The sequence below is a fragment of the Caballeronia sp. GAWG1-1 genome (assembly GCF_023631465.1).
Taxonomy (GTDB): Bacteria; Pseudomonadota; Gammaproteobacteria; order Burkholderiales; family Burkholderiaceae; genus Caballeronia.
This window is the reverse complement of the sequence record NZ_JALQDB010000034.1, coordinates 155,834-169,967: the sequence shown is the minus strand read 5'-3', so window position 1 is coordinate 169,967 and position 14,134 is coordinate 155,834. Positions and strand designations below refer to the sequence as shown.

General features: G+C 62.4%; 14 protein-coding genes and 1 tRNA gene. 12 read left to right on the top strand and 3 right to left on the bottom strand.

Going from position 1 to position 14,134, the window contains the following annotated elements; genetic code table 11:
* Positions 1-205: 205 nt before the first annotated feature.
* Positions 206-967: a DUF899 domain-containing protein gene (locus NCT03_RS24065; protein WP_250494181.1), complete on the bottom strand. Its 762-nt coding sequence runs from the start codon at positions 965-967 to the stop codon at positions 206-208.
* A 101-nt stretch (positions 968-1,068) separates the two neighbouring features.
* On the opposite strand from NCT03_RS24065, the gene NCT03_RS24060 reads away from it, so the two are divergent.
* From NCT03_RS24060 to NCT03_RS24040, 5 genes are all read left to right on the top strand, one after another.
* The gene (locus NCT03_RS24060; protein ID WP_250494179.1) at positions 1,069-2,289 is read left to right on the top strand and encodes a helix-turn-helix domain-containing protein; all 1,221 of its coding nucleotides are present in this window, start codon (positions 1,069-1,071) and stop codon (positions 2,287-2,289) included.
* 41 nt (positions 2,290-2,330) lie between these two features.
* Complete coding sequence (locus NCT03_RS24055) at positions 2,331-2,969, top strand: Vgb family protein (RefSeq protein WP_250494178.1); 639 nt, start codon at positions 2,331-2,333, stop codon at positions 2,967-2,969.
* Between the two features lie 161 nt (positions 2,970-3,130).
* Positions 3,131-5,248: a hybrid sensor histidine kinase/response regulator gene (locus NCT03_RS24050; protein ID WP_250494176.1), complete on the top strand. Its 2,118-nt coding sequence runs from the start codon at positions 3,131-3,133 to the stop codon at positions 5,246-5,248.
* Between the two features lie 141 nt (positions 5,249-5,389).
* A complete protein-coding gene (locus NCT03_RS24045; protein WP_250494175.1) occupies positions 5,390-7,624 on the top strand; it encodes a putative bifunctional diguanylate cyclase/phosphodiesterase in 2,235 nt (744 codons plus the stop codon).
* Between the two features lie 89 nt (positions 7,625-7,713).
* Positions 7,714-7,932 (top strand): hypothetical protein, encoded by a 219-nt coding sequence (locus NCT03_RS24040; RefSeq protein WP_244830044.1) that lies wholly within the window; start codon positions 7,714-7,716, stop codon positions 7,930-7,932.
* A 76-nt stretch (positions 7,933-8,008) separates the two neighbouring features.
* On the opposite strand, the gene NCT03_RS24035 is transcribed toward NCT03_RS24040, so the two are convergent.
* Positions 8,009-8,085: transfer RNA gene (locus NCT03_RS24035), tRNA-Val, on the bottom strand.
* Positions 8,086-8,265: 180 nt separating this feature from the next.
* On the opposite strand from NCT03_RS24035, the gene NCT03_RS24030 reads away from it, so the two are divergent.
* From NCT03_RS24030 to NCT03_RS24015, 4 genes are all read left to right on the top strand, one after another.
* A complete protein-coding gene (locus NCT03_RS24030; RefSeq protein WP_244830045.1) occupies positions 8,266-8,664 on the top strand; it encodes a VOC family protein in 399 nt (132 codons plus the stop codon).
* A 62-nt stretch (positions 8,665-8,726) separates the two neighbouring features.
* Positions 8,727-9,374 (top strand): twin-arginine translocation signal domain-containing protein, encoded by a 648-nt coding sequence (locus NCT03_RS24025; protein WP_244830046.1) that lies wholly within the window; start codon positions 8,727-8,729, stop codon positions 9,372-9,374.
* 81 nt (positions 9,375-9,455) lie between these two features.
* Entirely contained in the window at positions 9,456-11,039 is a 1,584-nt protein-coding gene (locus NCT03_RS24020; RefSeq protein ID WP_250494174.1) for a GMC family oxidoreductase, read from the top strand.
* Positions 11,040-11,138: 99 nt separating this feature from the next.
* Positions 11,139-11,486 (top strand): ribbon-helix-helix domain-containing protein, encoded by a 348-nt coding sequence (locus NCT03_RS24015; RefSeq protein ID WP_244830050.1) that lies wholly within the window; start codon positions 11,139-11,141, stop codon positions 11,484-11,486.
* 39 nt (positions 11,487-11,525) lie between these two features.
* Here NCT03_RS24015 and NCT03_RS24010 read toward each other — a convergent pair whose 3' ends face one another.
* Positions 11,526-11,726 carry a hypothetical protein gene (locus NCT03_RS24010; RefSeq protein WP_244830052.1) on the bottom strand — a complete coding sequence of 67 codons (201 nt, stop codon included), beginning with the start codon at positions 11,724-11,726 and terminating at the stop codon, positions 11,526-11,528.
* 289 nt (positions 11,727-12,015) lie between these two features.
* Between NCT03_RS24010 and NCT03_RS24005 the strand changes: the two genes are divergently transcribed.
* From NCT03_RS24005 to NCT03_RS23995, 3 genes are read left to right on the top strand one after another with little or no spacing between them, the layout of a single operon-like run.
* Complete coding sequence (locus NCT03_RS24005) at positions 12,016-12,696, top strand: CsgE family curli-type amyloid fiber assembly protein (protein WP_250494173.1); 681 nt, start codon at positions 12,016-12,018, stop codon at positions 12,694-12,696.
* Positions 12,697-12,729: 33 nt separating this feature from the next.
* Entirely contained in the window at positions 12,730-13,170 is a 441-nt protein-coding gene (locus NCT03_RS24000; protein WP_250468527.1) for a curli assembly protein CsgF, read from the top strand.
* A 14-nt stretch (positions 13,171-13,184) separates the two neighbouring features.
* Positions 13,185-14,123: a CsgG/HfaB family protein gene (locus NCT03_RS23995; protein WP_244830057.1), complete on the top strand. Its 939-nt coding sequence runs from the start codon at positions 13,185-13,187 to the stop codon at positions 14,121-14,123.
* Positions 14,124-14,134 lie beyond the last annotated feature (11 nt).

Below are 14,134 nucleotides of genomic sequence, written 5' to 3'. Positions count from 1 at the left end.
CGGCGATTTTGTCGGCGATTTTCAGCGGCCGCTTCACAATGCGAAATCTTTCGCGTCGTTAGCAAGGTAGAAGAAAGAGGAAGAAAAATAATCCGAAAAAAATGGGTAATTAATACGGCGTTTGCGGTTCGGGTTCGTACGCCATACCGATTTACGCGATTCACGCGTGCATCGCCCTACCTAACTGGCGCGATGCCCCGCGCCTTCAGCCCGGATATTCGTCGTGACGCTTCCACCAGTTGCCGGTTTCGTTGCGGCCTTTCGGCGCGCGATCGAGCCACTGATACATGCCCCAGAGACTGTCGAGACCTCGCGAGTAGGCCGAGTACGTGTGATAGACGTCGCCGTCCTGCATCGCGAAGACGCTCAAGCCTGGTCTGTCGAGCGAATACGCGGGCGCGGTCGTGCCGACATCGGCGGCGCCTTGCTTGACGGTTTCGGGCGGGTCTTTCTGATCCATCGCGTGGCGATTTTTCGCATAGTTATATTCGATGCTGCCGTCGCGCTGCTGCTCTTCGGTGAACGACACGTTGAAGTCGAAGTTGAAGTCGCCATCGTGCGCGGAGGCCCATGGGAAGTGCCATCCCATGCGCTTCTTGTAGGCCGCGAGCTTCTCGATGGGCGCGCGGGACACGCACCACAGCGCGACATCGTGATGCGCGAGATGAATGGCGAAACCGTCGAAGCCATCCGCGATCGCGGAGCAAGACGGGCAGCCCGCCTTCCAGTCCGGCCCGAACATGAAGTGATAAACGAGCAACTGCGAGCGGCCGCCGAACAGGTCAGCCAGCGTGGCACTTCCTGTTTCCGTATCGAAGCGATAAGTCTTGTCGATGCGAACCCACGGCAACGCCTGACGTGCCGCGGCGAGTTCATCGCTTTGCCGGGTGAGTTCCTTTTCGCGCGAAAGAAGGCTCAAGCGTGCGGCCAGCCAGTCGTCGCGCGTTCCTGTCGTATGACTCGTCATCGTGCTTGTCTCCCGAGTGAGGTTTCGAAATGCACGGTGTTAGATTAGTACCGAACGCACACCTGAGGGGAGTGACAATTGTGGCGGGAATCTGAGGCGGCATGGATTCACTGATCAACGCGGCGGCGCGCGCGCTCGCGGCCGGCGACCCCCTTGGCGCGCTCAATCGTGTTGCATTGCGCGACGACGCCGCCGCGCTCGCACTGCGTGGCATCGCCATGGCGCAACTCGGCGAGTTCGCGCGCGCGAAGACCTTGCTGCGCAGCGCGGCGCGTCGATTCGGCGCGAAGGAAGCGGTTGCGCGTTCGCGATGCGTGGTCGCCGAAGCGGAGATCGCGTTGGCATCGCGCGATCTTGCGTGGCCGCAGAAAGCGCTCGATGCCGCGCGCGTCACGCTCGAAGCGCATGGCGACCACGTCAACGCGGTCCATGCGCGCATTTTGGCGGTGCGCAGGCTCGCGTTGCTCGGCCGGTTGGACGATGCTCGGCTCTTGCTCGCATCGCTCGACGCGGTAAGTCTTCCACCGGCATCGGAGGCCGCGCGCGAACTCATTGCGGCGGCAATCGCGATACGGCGTGTGGAGACGCAGCCTGCGCGCGAAGCGTTGACGCGCGCGCGAGAGGCGGCGCATCGGTCGGGTATCGCCGCGCTCGAAGCCGAAGCGGAAAGCGCGTCGAGCGTGCTCGATGCGCCAGCGGCCAGACGTATCGCACAAGGCGAAGCGCGGCTCCTGCGGCTCGATGAAGTGGAGGCGCTGTTTGCATCGGCTGCGTTCATCGTGGATGCGTGTCGCAATGTCGTGCGCGAAGGCGGCGTGACCATTGCGCTCGCCACGCGTCCGGTGCTTTTCACGCTGGCGCGCGCGCTTGCTGAAGCATGGCCGGACGATGTGCCGCGCGACACGCTCATCGTGCGGGCGTTTCGCATGAAGCATGCGGACGACACGCATCGGGCGCGCTTGCGGGTCGAGATCGGGCGCTTGAGGACGATGCTGCAATCGCTCGCAACGGTGAGCGCGACGCCGCGCGGCTTCACGCTGACGCCGCGTCGGGCAGATGAAGTCGTCGTTCTGGCGCAGCCGACGGAAGACGCCTACGCGACGCTGCTGGCCGTTCTCGCCGATGGTCAAACGTGGTCCAGTTCGGCGCTTGCGTTGGCGCTTGGATCGAGCCAGCGCACGGTACAGCGTGGGCTTACGACGCTCGCGGCGGCGGGCAAGGTTCACGCATACGGACAAGGACGCGCGCGCCGCTGGATGACCGCACCCCTGCCCGGTTTCACGACGGCCTTGTTACTCCCCGCTGGTTTGGCCTACGACTAGCATGAAGTCTCGATCAACCAGTGAGCAAAGAGGAAGGCGACATGAAACGCGCAAAGGCGGAGATCATCCGCGAATACGGACCTTTTCCCGAAGTGGAAGGCGTGCACGGCGTGAGCTGGGACGGACAGCAAGTCTGGTTCGCCTCGGGCGATGCCCTCAACGCGCTCGACCCCGAAAGCGGCAAGACCCGACGCAAGCTCGCGGTCGCGGCGCACGCGGGCACGGCCTTCGATGGCGAGCATCTGTATCAGATTGCCGAGGACCGCATTCAAAAGGTCGATCCAAAAACCGGCGAGGTCGTCTCGACCATTCCCGCTCCCGGCGGTGGCGCGGATTCCGGTCTCGCGTGGGCAGAAGGCACGCTCTGGGTCGGACAATATCGCGAGCGCAAGATCCATCAAGTCGATCCGGGCGATGGCAAAATTCTGCGCACCATCGATTCCGATCGCTTCGTCACGGGCGTCACCTGGGTCGATGGCGAACTCTGGCACGCCACGTGGGAAAGCGACGCGAGCGAACTGCGACGCATCGACCCGGCCACCGGCGAAGTCTTCGAGCGGCTCGACATGCCGGAAGGCGTGGGCGTCTCGGGACTCGAATCGGACGGCGGCGAGCGCTTTTTTTGCGGCGGCGGGCGCGCAGGCAAGATAAGAGCCGTGAAAAAGCCGAAGCCAGAATGATGCACCGGCGCTGTGCCGAAACCGTCAAGCCTCGAGTCGAAGACCAGGCATCCCCCTTGCGAACACGCTACTCCGACATTTCGCGCGCCGCGAATTAGCTTTACTCTGTCGGATTGGTGCGCGCCCTTCGCGCATCGTTCAAAGGAAAAGGATTCCCCGATTTGGATTCGACTTTTTTCGGTCGCCCTCAACTCGATTCATGGGTCGGCGAAACGGCGCGCTTCATACGCGATTTCGACTGGCGCAAAACGCCGTTGGGCCCGATCGGCGACTGGCCGCCGGTCTTGCGGTCGGTCGTGCAGGTCATGCTGCCCAACGCATTGCCGATGGCCCTGCTTTGGGGCGACGAAGGCACGCTCGTCTACAACGAAGCCTATGCGAAGTTCTCGGGTGTGCGGCATCCGGGCATCCTCGGCATGGCTATCGAGAAGGCATGGCCCGAGGCGGCGGACTTCAACCGTAACGTGATCGATTCGGGCATGCGCGGCGAATCGCTGACTTACCGCGACACGCGCTTCGTGCTGGCGCGCGAGCACGATCCCGTCGAAACATGGCTCGATCTGCACTACAGCCCGGTTGCATCGGATGAAGGCGTGCCGGTGGGCGTGCTTGCAGTCGTCGTCGAGACAACCGAGCGCGTGCTGCTCGAACGCAATCGGAGTGCGGCCGAAGCGGCGTTTCGCGGAACCAACGAGCGGCTGCAACTCGCGTTGAATTCGGGCGCCGTGCGCGGCACCTTCGTGTGGGAAATCACGCAAAACCGCGTAAAGGGCGACGAACGTTTCGCGCGCACTTTCCTCTTCTCGCTTCAGGAAGTGGAAACCGGCTTGCCGATCGAGGCGGCGCTCGAGATCATCCATCCGGACGACCGCGGACGCGTGACTTCGCTGATCGCCGCGACCTTGCGCGATGGCGCGCCGTATCGCGCCGAATATCGCATCCGCACGCCGGACGAGGGCTGGATCTGGATTCTCGCGTCCGGCCGCTGCGAATACGATGAAGCCGGAGCGCCGCAGCGGTTTCCCGGCGTGATCGTCGATATCAACGACCGCAAGATCGCCGAAGAAAGCCTCAAGGAACTGACGCGCGGTCTCGAAGACAAGATTTCCGAAGCCGTGGCGGCGCGCACCGCGGTCGAGGCGCAATTGCGCCAAAGCCTGAAAATGGAAGCGCTCGGCGCGATGACGGGCGGCGTCGCGCACGACTTCAACAACACTCTGCAGGCCATCAGCGGAAATTTGCAATTGATGCAGTATCTGCCGCCGACCGACCCGCGCGTGCCCGAACGCGTTCAGGCTGCGCTGGACGCCGTGCAGCGCGGCGCGACGCTCGCCTCGCAACTGCTGTCGTTCGCGCGGCGGCAGCCGCTCTCGCCGGTGGTCGTCAATCCGCAGCGGCTTTTTGCCGAGTTGCGCGAACTTCTGCAGCACGCGGTGGGCGCGTCGGTGGTGATCGGCGCCGCGTTGCCGGAACAGGCGTGGAATTTCTGCGTCGACCGCAATCAGCTGGAGAACGCGCTGCTCAATCTCGCGATCAACGCGCGCGACGCCATTCGCGGCGATGGCCGGCTCACGCTCACGTGTTCGAACGAGTCGCTGGATCACGCCGCGTGCGAGGGCAACGACCTGCGTCCCGGCGAATACGTGCGTCTTTCCGTATCCGATACGGGCACGGGCATGCCGCCCGATGTCCTCGAACGCGCCTTCGAGCCATTCTTCACCACCAAGCCGGAAGGACACGGCACGGGGCTCGGCTTGTCGATGGTGTTCGGCTTCGTCAAGCAGTCGGGCGGCCATATCCATGTGTCGAGCACGGTGGATGTCGGCACGACGGTGGAGATCTACTTTCCGCGCAGTTACGACGACGAGACCTCGTCGGCCGAAGCGGGCAGCATTCCCACGCACACAGGCAGCGCAACCGTGCTCGTCGTCGACGACGACGTCGCCGTGCTCTCCTCGACGGTCGCGATTCTCGAAGCCATGCATTACACCGTGCTCAAGGCCGCAAACGGCGACGCGGCGATGAGCGTGCTGGAAAGCGGCATCGGCGTGGACGTGATCCTGACCGACGTGGTGATGCCGGGCAAGGTGAAATGCGCCGATCTCGCCGAATGGGCGTTCGCCCAGCCGCAGCCGGTGCCGGTGATCTACGCGTCCGGCTATACCCGCGACATCATCTCGCGCGACGGCGTGCTGCGACCCAACGTGACGCTGCTGAACAAGCCTTATCGGGCGGAGCAACTGGCGAAGGAAATTGCGTCGGTGTTGAAACGCGAGTGAGCGCGCTTTCCATTCCATCTAAAGTATTTACCGATCCCGCCGTTATGCATCAGTAAGATAAACCAAAAGCAACAGCAACAGCGGACGGGGTCGAAGGTGCAGGGCAGAGCGTCTGATTTTCTCGGGATCATCGGCGAAAGCGTGGCCGGCGAATCTCACTATGTCGAATGCACACGGCGCCTGGACGGTTTTGGAGCCGCGTTCTTCGGCGTCTTGCTGGTCGCCGCGGTGACGCCTTTCATTCCGCTGCCGTGGAACCTGCTGCTGGCGGCCATCGCCATCGCGGCGGTCGTCGTGATCCAGCAGATGCAGCGCGCGCACCGGCAAACCTTCGTCGCGCGTCAGCTCTCGAATGGTCTTCTCTCCATCGCGGACGACTGCATCAAGCTTTTGAGTCCGGAAGGCAAGGTCGTCTGCATCTCCGAAGTCGGCCAGCGCCTGATCGAAGCGCGCGCCGCCGACGATGTCGTCGGCATCGACTGGCTCGCGCTCTGGGACGGCCCCGACGCGCGCCGCGCTTTCGAACGCGCCAAGGCCGGCGAATCCACGTCCTTTACCGGCGCGTGCTGCACCATGCGCGGCAATCTGCGCTGGTGGACTTCCACTTTCGCGCCGGTCTACGGCGAGTTCGGCAAGCTGATAGCGGTACTTTGCAAGTCGCGCGACATCACGGCGGAGCGCACGCTCATCGACGAATTGCGGGGCAAGGCGCGCGTGCAGAAGGACATGGAAGATCACGTCGATGCCGTGTTCTGGACCGCGAGCCACGACTTCCGCGAACTGCTGCATGTGAGTTCGGCATTCGAGCGCATGTGGGAAATGCCCGTGTCCGCGCTCGAAGCGGACGAGACCGCATGGTCGCAGCGCGTGCATCCCGAGGATATCGCCGGGCTGCGCACGCAGATGCGCGCCGCCGTCAACACGGCCATGCCCGCGCAAAGCTATTTCCGTTTGCGCTTGCCAGAGGAACGCACGCGCTGGGTTCGCGCGGATATCTATCCCGTCAGCGAAGACGGCGCGGTGTCGCGCGTGGTGAGCGTTTGCGTCGATGCCACCGAGGAGCGCAACCGGCTTCAGCAATTGCATCGCCTGGCGAACATCGACAGCCTCACGGGTCTTCATAATCGCAACGCGATTGTCGAGGCGCTCGACGCGCGCTGCGCATCGGGCGAGCCGTTCGCTTATCTCTTCGTCGATATCGACCGCTTCAAGTCCATCAACGACACCGCCGGCCACACCGCCGGCGACACCGTGCTCAAAGCCCTGGCCTCGCGCATTCAGGAAGCGCTGCCGCCCGATGCAATCGTCGCGCGGCCGGGCGGCGACGAGTTCACCGTGATCCTGCCGGGCGCGTTCGATCACGAACAAATCGCGCGGGCGTGCCGACGGCTTGCCATTGCGTGTCATCGCCCGATAGCGATGGATTGCAAGAGCATCGCGATGACCTGTTCGATCGGCGTGGCGCTCTTTCCCGAGCACGGCAGTTCGCCCGAGTCGCTCTTCATCAGCGCCGACATGGCCATGTACGCGGCCAAACGCGCGGGCCGCAACACGTTCCGCGTGTTCGGCGAGCGCGAGAAGGACGAACTGGCGCGCGCGCATCTCGAATCCGAACTGTTGAACGCGATTCGCCAGAACCAGTTCCTGCTGCATTTCCAGCCGCAATATCGCGTGGATTCCGGCACGCTCGTGGGCGTGGAAGCGCTGTTGCGCTGGAATCATCCGCTGCTCGGTCTGCTCGGTCCGGGCGCGTTCGTGCCGATGCTCGAAGAGAGCGGCTTGATCGTCGAAGCGGGGCACTGGATCATTCGCGAAGCCGTGCAGGCGGCGTCCCGACTCTCGCATGCAATGCCCGCCGTGCATTCGATGGCGGTGAACGTATCGCCGAAACAGTTTCGCGATCCGCGTCTCGTCTCCGTGCTTAGGCACGCGATCAAGCGATGCTGTATCGACCCGAACAACGTCACGCTGGAAATTACGGAGTCGGCGCTGATCGAAAACGTCGACGATGCACAGGACGTGCTGTCGAAAGTGCGCGAGATGGGCGTGCGGATTGCCATCGACGATTTCGGCACCGGCTATTCCAGTCTCAACTATCTGACGCGTTTCAGGCCCGACGTGCTGAAGCTCGACAAGTCTTTCGTCGATAACATCGCCACCGACGAGATGATGCGCATCGTGGTGGAAGGCGTGATCGAGCTCGCGCATAAGCTCGGTGTGACGGTCGTCGCGGAAGGCGTGGAAACGGCAGAGCAACTGGACTGTCTGCGCGAGGCGGGTTGCGACAAGGTGCAGGGCTATTTGCTGAGCCGGCCGGTCCCGCTCGACTCGCTGCTCAAGACAGTCACGAAAGTGCAGCGGCTGGCAGCGGGCTGACGCTGCGGCCTGCTTGTCGGCACGGCTCGCAGGCGGGTATACAATCGACTTGTTTATCTGTCGCGCGTTCGAATGCGCCTGCCGCCATCATGGAAACTCCATCGACCAAGGAAACGCCCAAGAAGCGGATGTCTCCCGTCATGCTCAACGTGCTGACCGCGCTCGTTGGCATCGGCACGCTTGGCGTGGGTATCGGCTGGCTGATCTATAGCTGGGTCGTGGATTTGGAAGTGCCTTACTTCGCCATTCCGCTCGTGCTCACCGTGCCGGTGATCGCCGCTGTCGCGTTCCGTAACTGCTGGGACTGAAAACACTCGATTTGATCGACGAAAAAAAACGCCGCGTTCTTATACGCGGCGTTTTTTCTTGATGCAATGCATTCGTTGGTAGGCTCGATTGGATTCGAACCAACGACCCCCACCATGTCAAGGTGGTGCTCTAACCAACTGAGCTACGAGCCTGTGAAGCGGCGGATTATAGAGAGCGGCATCGCAATGCACAAGAGCGCACGCAAAAATTTTTGCGGCGGCGCGGCAGGCTTTCAATTCGCCTCTCAGGGCAAGTCCCGAGTCGGCTATTTAGCCGGGCATTACCTTGACCCCAAGCGTCTCCCTAAACTTGCGTCACAAGGAGGAGACGCCATGTCAAAGCTGATCCACACGATGATTCGTGTGCAGGACCTCGACCGCTCGCTGCGCTTTTACCAGAACGCGCTGAATCTCGAGACGGCGCACCGGCTGGACTTCCCGGACTTCACGCTCGTCTATTTGCGTAACGACGAAACCGACGCTGAAATCGAACTCACGTGGAACAAGGGACGCGCCGAGCCCTACACCCATGGCGATGGCTACGGACACGTCGCCGTGAGTGTCGCGGATGCCAAGGCCGAGCGTGAGCGTCTCATCGAACTGGGCATGACGCCCAACGACCTGCGCGAATTCCGCGACGACGACGGCGCGCTCATCGCCCGTTACTTCTTCATTCAGGACCCGGACGGATACAAGATCGAAGTGCTGGAGCGGCACGGCCATTATCAGTAACACGATTTCGAGCAGCGCATACACATAAATAAGCTGTTGCAGTACCCCACAAGGAGATAGACATGCGAGACACGATCATTCCGATCGTCGCGCCGCGGCGGGCGGGCGACGTCATCGAGGCGGGCGTGCGGCACTCGGAAACGCAAGCCGCGCCGCCTAAAATTGCGTTGACACGACGCGAATTCCTGCGCGGTTCGGGCGTGCTGGTCGGCACGCTCGCCGTAACCTCGGTGTTCGCGAGCCTGGCGCCAAGCCGCGTGTGGGCGCTCGAACTGCAAGGGTTCGACACGCATCAGGGCGAAGTGTTGCTTGCGTTCACGCGCCAGGTGTTTCCGCATCCCACGCTGGACAACGCCGTGTATGCGCTCGTCGTCAAAGACCTCGACGCGAAGGCCAAGGCCGATCCGGCCGTGCGTCAACAACTCGCCGATGGCATCGGCAAGCTCGATGCCGGCGCCGGTTCCGACTGGACCAAACGCGCCGCGGCGGACCAGGCAAAGGATGTCGCGGCGCTTGCCGGCACACCGTTCTTCGAAACCATTCGCAGCACCGCGGTCGTCTCGCTCTACAGCAACGCGATGGCGTATGCGCACTTCGGCTATGGGGCATCGAAGGGAGACGGAGGCTATCTCTATCAGGGCTTCAACAATCTGTCATGGCTGCCGGACCCGCCGGTCGCCGCAAGCGGACCGATTCCGAAAGACGGCTGATTGCGCGCGGATCGAAACGACATCGGGCGAGCAGGCAGCAGCGCCGACTCTCGCGATACAGCGGACACAGCGGAGACAGACATGTACGCAGGCAACAAGGTGCAGTTCAAGCAGAGCGACGACCATGTGGTCGTCATCATCGGTTCGGGCGCGGGCGGCGGGACGCTCGCCAACGAACTTGCGCAGAAAGGGATCGACGTGGTGGTGTTGGAAGCGGGCGGCTCGCATACGCAAAGCGATTTTGCGACGGAGGAATGGAACGCGTTCCAAATGCTGTCGTGGCTCGACAAGCGCACGACGTCCGGGTCGTGGCGCGTGGCGAAGGACTTCCCGAATCTGCCCGCATGGATCTGCAAGACGGTGGGCGGCACCACCGTGCACTGGGCGGGCGCGAGCCTGCGCATCCAGCCGTGGGAGTTCAAGGCGAAGTCCACGTATGGCGATATCAAGGACGCGAACCTGCTCGACTGGCCCGTCACGCGCGACGAGCTGAACCCGTACTACGACCGCGCAGAGAAGAAGCTGGGTGTCACGCGCACCAACGGTTTCCCCGGACTGCCCGGCAACAACAACTTCAAGGTGATGTCGGCGGGCGCGGAGAAGGTCGGATACAAGGAATGCAACACCGGCCACATGGCGATCAACAGCACCGTGCGCGACGACCGCGCGCATTGCTTCCAGCGTGGCTTCTGCTTTCAAGGCTGCCGCATGGGCGCGAAGTGGTCGACGCTCTATACCGAACTGCCGCGCGCGCAGGCCACGGGGCACATGGAGTTGCGCACGCAGGCGCACGTGGTGCGCATTGAACACGATGCGCGCGGCAAGGCGAGCGGCGTCGTCTACTACGACGCGAGCGGCAAGCTGCAACGTCAGAAAGCGCGCGTCGTCGCGGTGGCGGGCAATTCCATCGAGACGCCGCGCCTCTTGCTGAACTCGCAATCGAGCAAGTTTCCGGACGGGCTCGCGAACGGCTCGGGACAGGTGGGCCGCAACTATATGCGCCACACGACGGGTTCGGTCTACGGCGTGTTCGAAGACAAGGTCGAGATGTTCAAGGGCACGACGATGGCGGGCATCATCGAGGATGAAGCCGTGTTCGATCCCAAGCGCGGTTTCGCGGGTGGCTACCATCTGGAAACGGTGTCGCTCGGTCTGCCGTTTTATGCTGCTTTCGTGGATCCGGGCACGTGGGGTCCGAGCTTCGCGCAGACCATGGATCAGTACGCTTACACAGCCGGCATGTGGATCGTCGGCGAGGACATGCCGCGCGAGACGAATCGCGTGACGCTCAATTCGGACGTGAAGGATCAATACGGCCAGCCGGTGGCGAACGTCCATTTCGACGATCATCCGAACGACCAAGCAATGCGCGAGCATGCCTACAAGCAGGGCAGCGCCGTGTACGAGGCGGCCGGCGCGAAGATGACGTATCGCGTGCCGCCGTATCCATCGACGCACAATCTCGGCACGGCCCGCATGAGCGCGCGCGCCGAGGACGGCGTGTGCAACAAGCATGGCCAGACCCACGAGGTTGCGAACCTGTATATCTCCGACGGCAGCCAGTTCACGACGGGCGCGGCGGAAAATCCGACGCTCACCATCGTGACGCTCGCGATCCGGCAGGCGGATTACATCGCGGGACAGATGAACGCGCGCCGCGTTTGAATGGATGCACTAATGCCTGCCATGCTTCCGGGTCCGACTCGATTGCTGGACGAGTCGCCCGGGAGTAGGGTTGACCGGCAATCACGGGAGGGCTTTCTCATGTGCGGGGTTTATATCAACGCCGATCCGATTCTGTATGAATCGCGCACGCGCTCGCTGCGCATTCACGGAGTGATCACCACGGTCAGGCTGGAGAATCTGTTCTGGGATGTGCTGCAGGAAATCGCGGAGCGCGAAAATCTGACAACGAGTCAGTTCGCGGTGAAGCTCTACGACGAGTTGATCGCACTGCGTGGCGAGATGCCAACCAACTTCGCCTCATTCTTGCGCGTGTGCTGCCTGCGGTATCTGTCGATTCGCGAAGTGAAAAAGGCGCCAGCCGAAAGCGAAGCGCGCGTGGGCAATGCGTTGAATGATTCGGGGTTGAGGGTGTTGAAGGCGCGGTAGCGGCTAGCGCCGCCGCCAGTCCAGACAGCGCTGAACCCCTCAATTACAAGTCCCATCGATATACTCGAACCCCGAAGCGATCGCAAACCTGATCGCTTCTTCCACGCAATCGAATTCCCCCGGCAGTTGCACCGAGCGCTCGCGGCCGTCCACGTCCTGAATGCGCGCCATCGCGGCAAACGCATCTCCATGCCGGACTGCCGCCGGCGTGACCAACATATCTCTGTAGCTGAAAACCATCGTTATCTCTAATCGCAATCAATTCTGTCAGCGGCGCTGCCTGTGGAAAACCCTAATTTGGCACGCTCTGCACCGATTAACGGCATCGGCAAACGTTTCTTTACAGTGATTTTCAACTGGCTTTGAGTGGCCTTTCCAATACGTTTTCATTTCTTGCGACTTTCCTCAGTCGAATGTGGCGACGACAACATAAAAGCCGTCGCGTCTCGATCAGAATCGGTTCCGTCTTACGAATAAAAACAAACGCTTCAAGGCAGCACCATAGCGGCCAGAGGCATACGGGGAAGTCATGCAGCGAGATAAAAACAATTCGCTCGAGAAGGGTTTCAAAACCCTCCGGCGAACGACCGCAGTGTGCATCACGTTTTGGGGAAGTATCACGGGCGCTCACGCGCAGGACGCGGAAGCGCCGGCCATCGCCACGCATGTGACGACCTCGGCGCAAGCTCAGCCGCTCATTTCGCTGCCGAGCACGCCGACGCCCAGCCCGCTGAACCGCGGCACCGCGCTGCCCGCCGCCAATGGTGCGCCTCTCAGCTCGCGCGGCACGGTGAACGGTTCGTCATCGCTCGACAGGGGCGATACCCTCGCCGATACCCCGCGTGCCCGCGGCGCCGACGTCAACGGTCAGAAGCCGCTCGACGATGCGCTCGGCGGCGTCGTCACCACCGACACCGTGACGCTCGCCGGCCAGGACTTCTACAACTGGTTCGCGCAGGCATGGGGCGCGATTCCCCTCTCCGAGCGCTACATCGTCTCGGTGCACGAGCGGCCCTCGGCGCGCTACGGCAGCCTCGTGTGGGTCGAGTTCGGGCAACGCCGCGTGTTCCAGGCGTTCCTGCCGATCGCTCGCTCCAATGTGAAGCCGGTGGCGGAAAACGCGGCCCAGATCGCGTTTCAGAACGTCATGCAGGCCGACATATCGCGCCTCTTGTTCCGCGACGCCGACATGGCGACGGACGAACTCTAAAAAAAGCAACACGGCCAATTACGGGGATTCACGATGAAGATCACTGCGCCCGCAAAACGCGCGATGCTCGCCTGCGCGCTCTCGACGACGCTCGCCGCCGCACACGCCACCTCGCTCGTCTACGAACCGGTCAATCCGAACTTCGGCGGCAATCCGCTGAATGGCACAAACCTGCTCAACGAAGCGAACGCCCAGAACAAGTACAAGGACCCGTCGCTGTCGGATCTCGGCACGAGCAGCCAGTCCACGCTCGACCAGTTCAACACGCAACTGCAGCAGGCGATCCTGTCGCGCGTCGCATCGTCGATTTCGAGCTCGATCGTCGGCACCGACGGCACCTTGCATCCGGGCACGATCAATACGGGCAACTTCTCGATTGCGATCACGCAAGTCACGGGCGGCAATCTGCAAGTGACGACCACGGACAAGACCACGGGCGCATCGACGACCTTCGTCGTTGGCAACGGACAGTGAGCTCGAACATCGTCATGAACAAGAACAACTTCAAATTTTCCGCGATGCGCGCCGCGCTCGGCGCCGCCGTCATCGGCTCGATGCTGCTCACCGGTTGCGTGACCGCGCCGATGCCCTCGGCGGGAAACGCAACCCTCACGCCGCCGACGCGCGTGACCCGCGATCTCACGCATCTGCCGCCGCCGAAGGGACGCATCGTTGCCGCCGTGTATGGCTTTCGCGATTTGACGGGCCAATACAAGCCGTCGCCGGATAGTTCGTTTTCCTCGCAAGTGACGCAAGGCGGCGCGTCGTTCCTCGTGAAAGCCATGCGCGATTCGGGCTGGTTCACGCCGGTCGAACGCGAGAATCTCCAGGACCTGCTCACCGAACGCAAGATCATGCGGGCGCTCGAAACGCCCGACGACAAGAACCGCGCGATTCCGCAGATAGGGTCGCTGGCGCCGGCGAGCATCGTGCTGGAAGGCGGCATCGTCGGCTACGACTCGAACATTCGCACGGGCGGCGCGGGCGTCGCGTATCTGGGGATTTCGGCGTCGCAGCAGTATCGCGTGGATCAGGTGACGGTGAACCTGCGTGCCGTGGATATTCGCAACGGCACCATTCTCAACAGCGTCTCGACCACCAAGACCATCTATTCGATTCAGGTCGATACGGGCGTGTACCGCTTCATCGGCTTCAAGGATCTGTTGCAGGCCGAACTCGGCATGACGCGCAACGAGCCGCAACAGTTGTGCGTGAACGAAGCGATCGAATCGGCGCTCGTGCATCTGATCGTGCAAGGCGTGGCCAATCAGTCGTGGTCGCTCAAGGACACGAAGGACTGGTATGACCCGACCATGCAGCGCTACTTGCAGGAAAACCAGGGCTATGCCGCGACGATGGAGCAGATCAATCCCGCGTATAGCCCCGAGAAGATCGATCCGCCGAGCGCATCGGCGGCCAAGAGTTAAGGCACATTGAT

Excerpts from the sequence above, each read along its gene's own strand:
- NCT03_RS24065 (WP_250494181.1), bottom strand. The coding sequence starts at position 967 with ATGACGAGTCATACGACAGGAACGCGCGACGACTGGCTGGCCGCACGC.
- NCT03_RS24040 (WP_244830044.1), top strand. The coding sequence starts at position 7,714 with ATGGAAACTCCATCGACCAAGGAAACGCCCAAGAAGCGGATGTCTCCC.
- NCT03_RS24030 (WP_244830045.1), top strand. The coding sequence starts at position 8,266 with ATGTCAAAGCTGATCCACACGATGATTCGTGTGCAGGACCTCGACCGC.
- NCT03_RS24015 (WP_244830050.1), top strand. The coding sequence starts at position 11,139 with ATGTGCGGGGTTTATATCAACGCCGATCCGATTCTGTATGAATCGCGC.
- NCT03_RS23995 (WP_244830057.1), top strand. The coding sequence starts at position 13,185 with ATGAACAAGAACAACTTCAAATTTTCCGCGATGCGCGCCGCGCTCGGC.
- NCT03_RS24000 (WP_250468527.1), top strand. The coding sequence starts at position 12,730 with ATGAAGATCACTGCGCCCGCAAAACGCGCGATGCTCGCCTGCGCGCTC.
- NCT03_RS24055 (WP_250494178.1), top strand. The coding sequence starts at position 2,331 with ATGAAACGCGCAAAGGCGGAGATCATCCGCGAATACGGACCTTTTCCC.
- NCT03_RS24005 (WP_250494173.1), top strand. The coding sequence starts at position 12,016 with ATGCAGCGAGATAAAAACAATTCGCTCGAGAAGGGTTTCAAAACCCTC.
- NCT03_RS24025 (WP_244830046.1), top strand. The coding sequence starts at position 8,727 with ATGCGAGACACGATCATTCCGATCGTCGCGCCGCGGCGGGCGGGCGAC.
- NCT03_RS24060 (WP_250494179.1), top strand. The coding sequence starts at position 1,069 with ATGGATTCACTGATCAACGCGGCGGCGCGCGCGCTCGCGGCCGGCGAC.
- NCT03_RS24010 (WP_244830052.1), bottom strand. The coding sequence starts at position 11,726 with ATGGTTTTCAGCTACAGAGATATGTTGGTCACGCCGGCGGCAGTCCGG.
- NCT03_RS24020 (WP_250494174.1), top strand. The coding sequence starts at position 9,456 with ATGTACGCAGGCAACAAGGTGCAGTTCAAGCAGAGCGACGACCATGTG.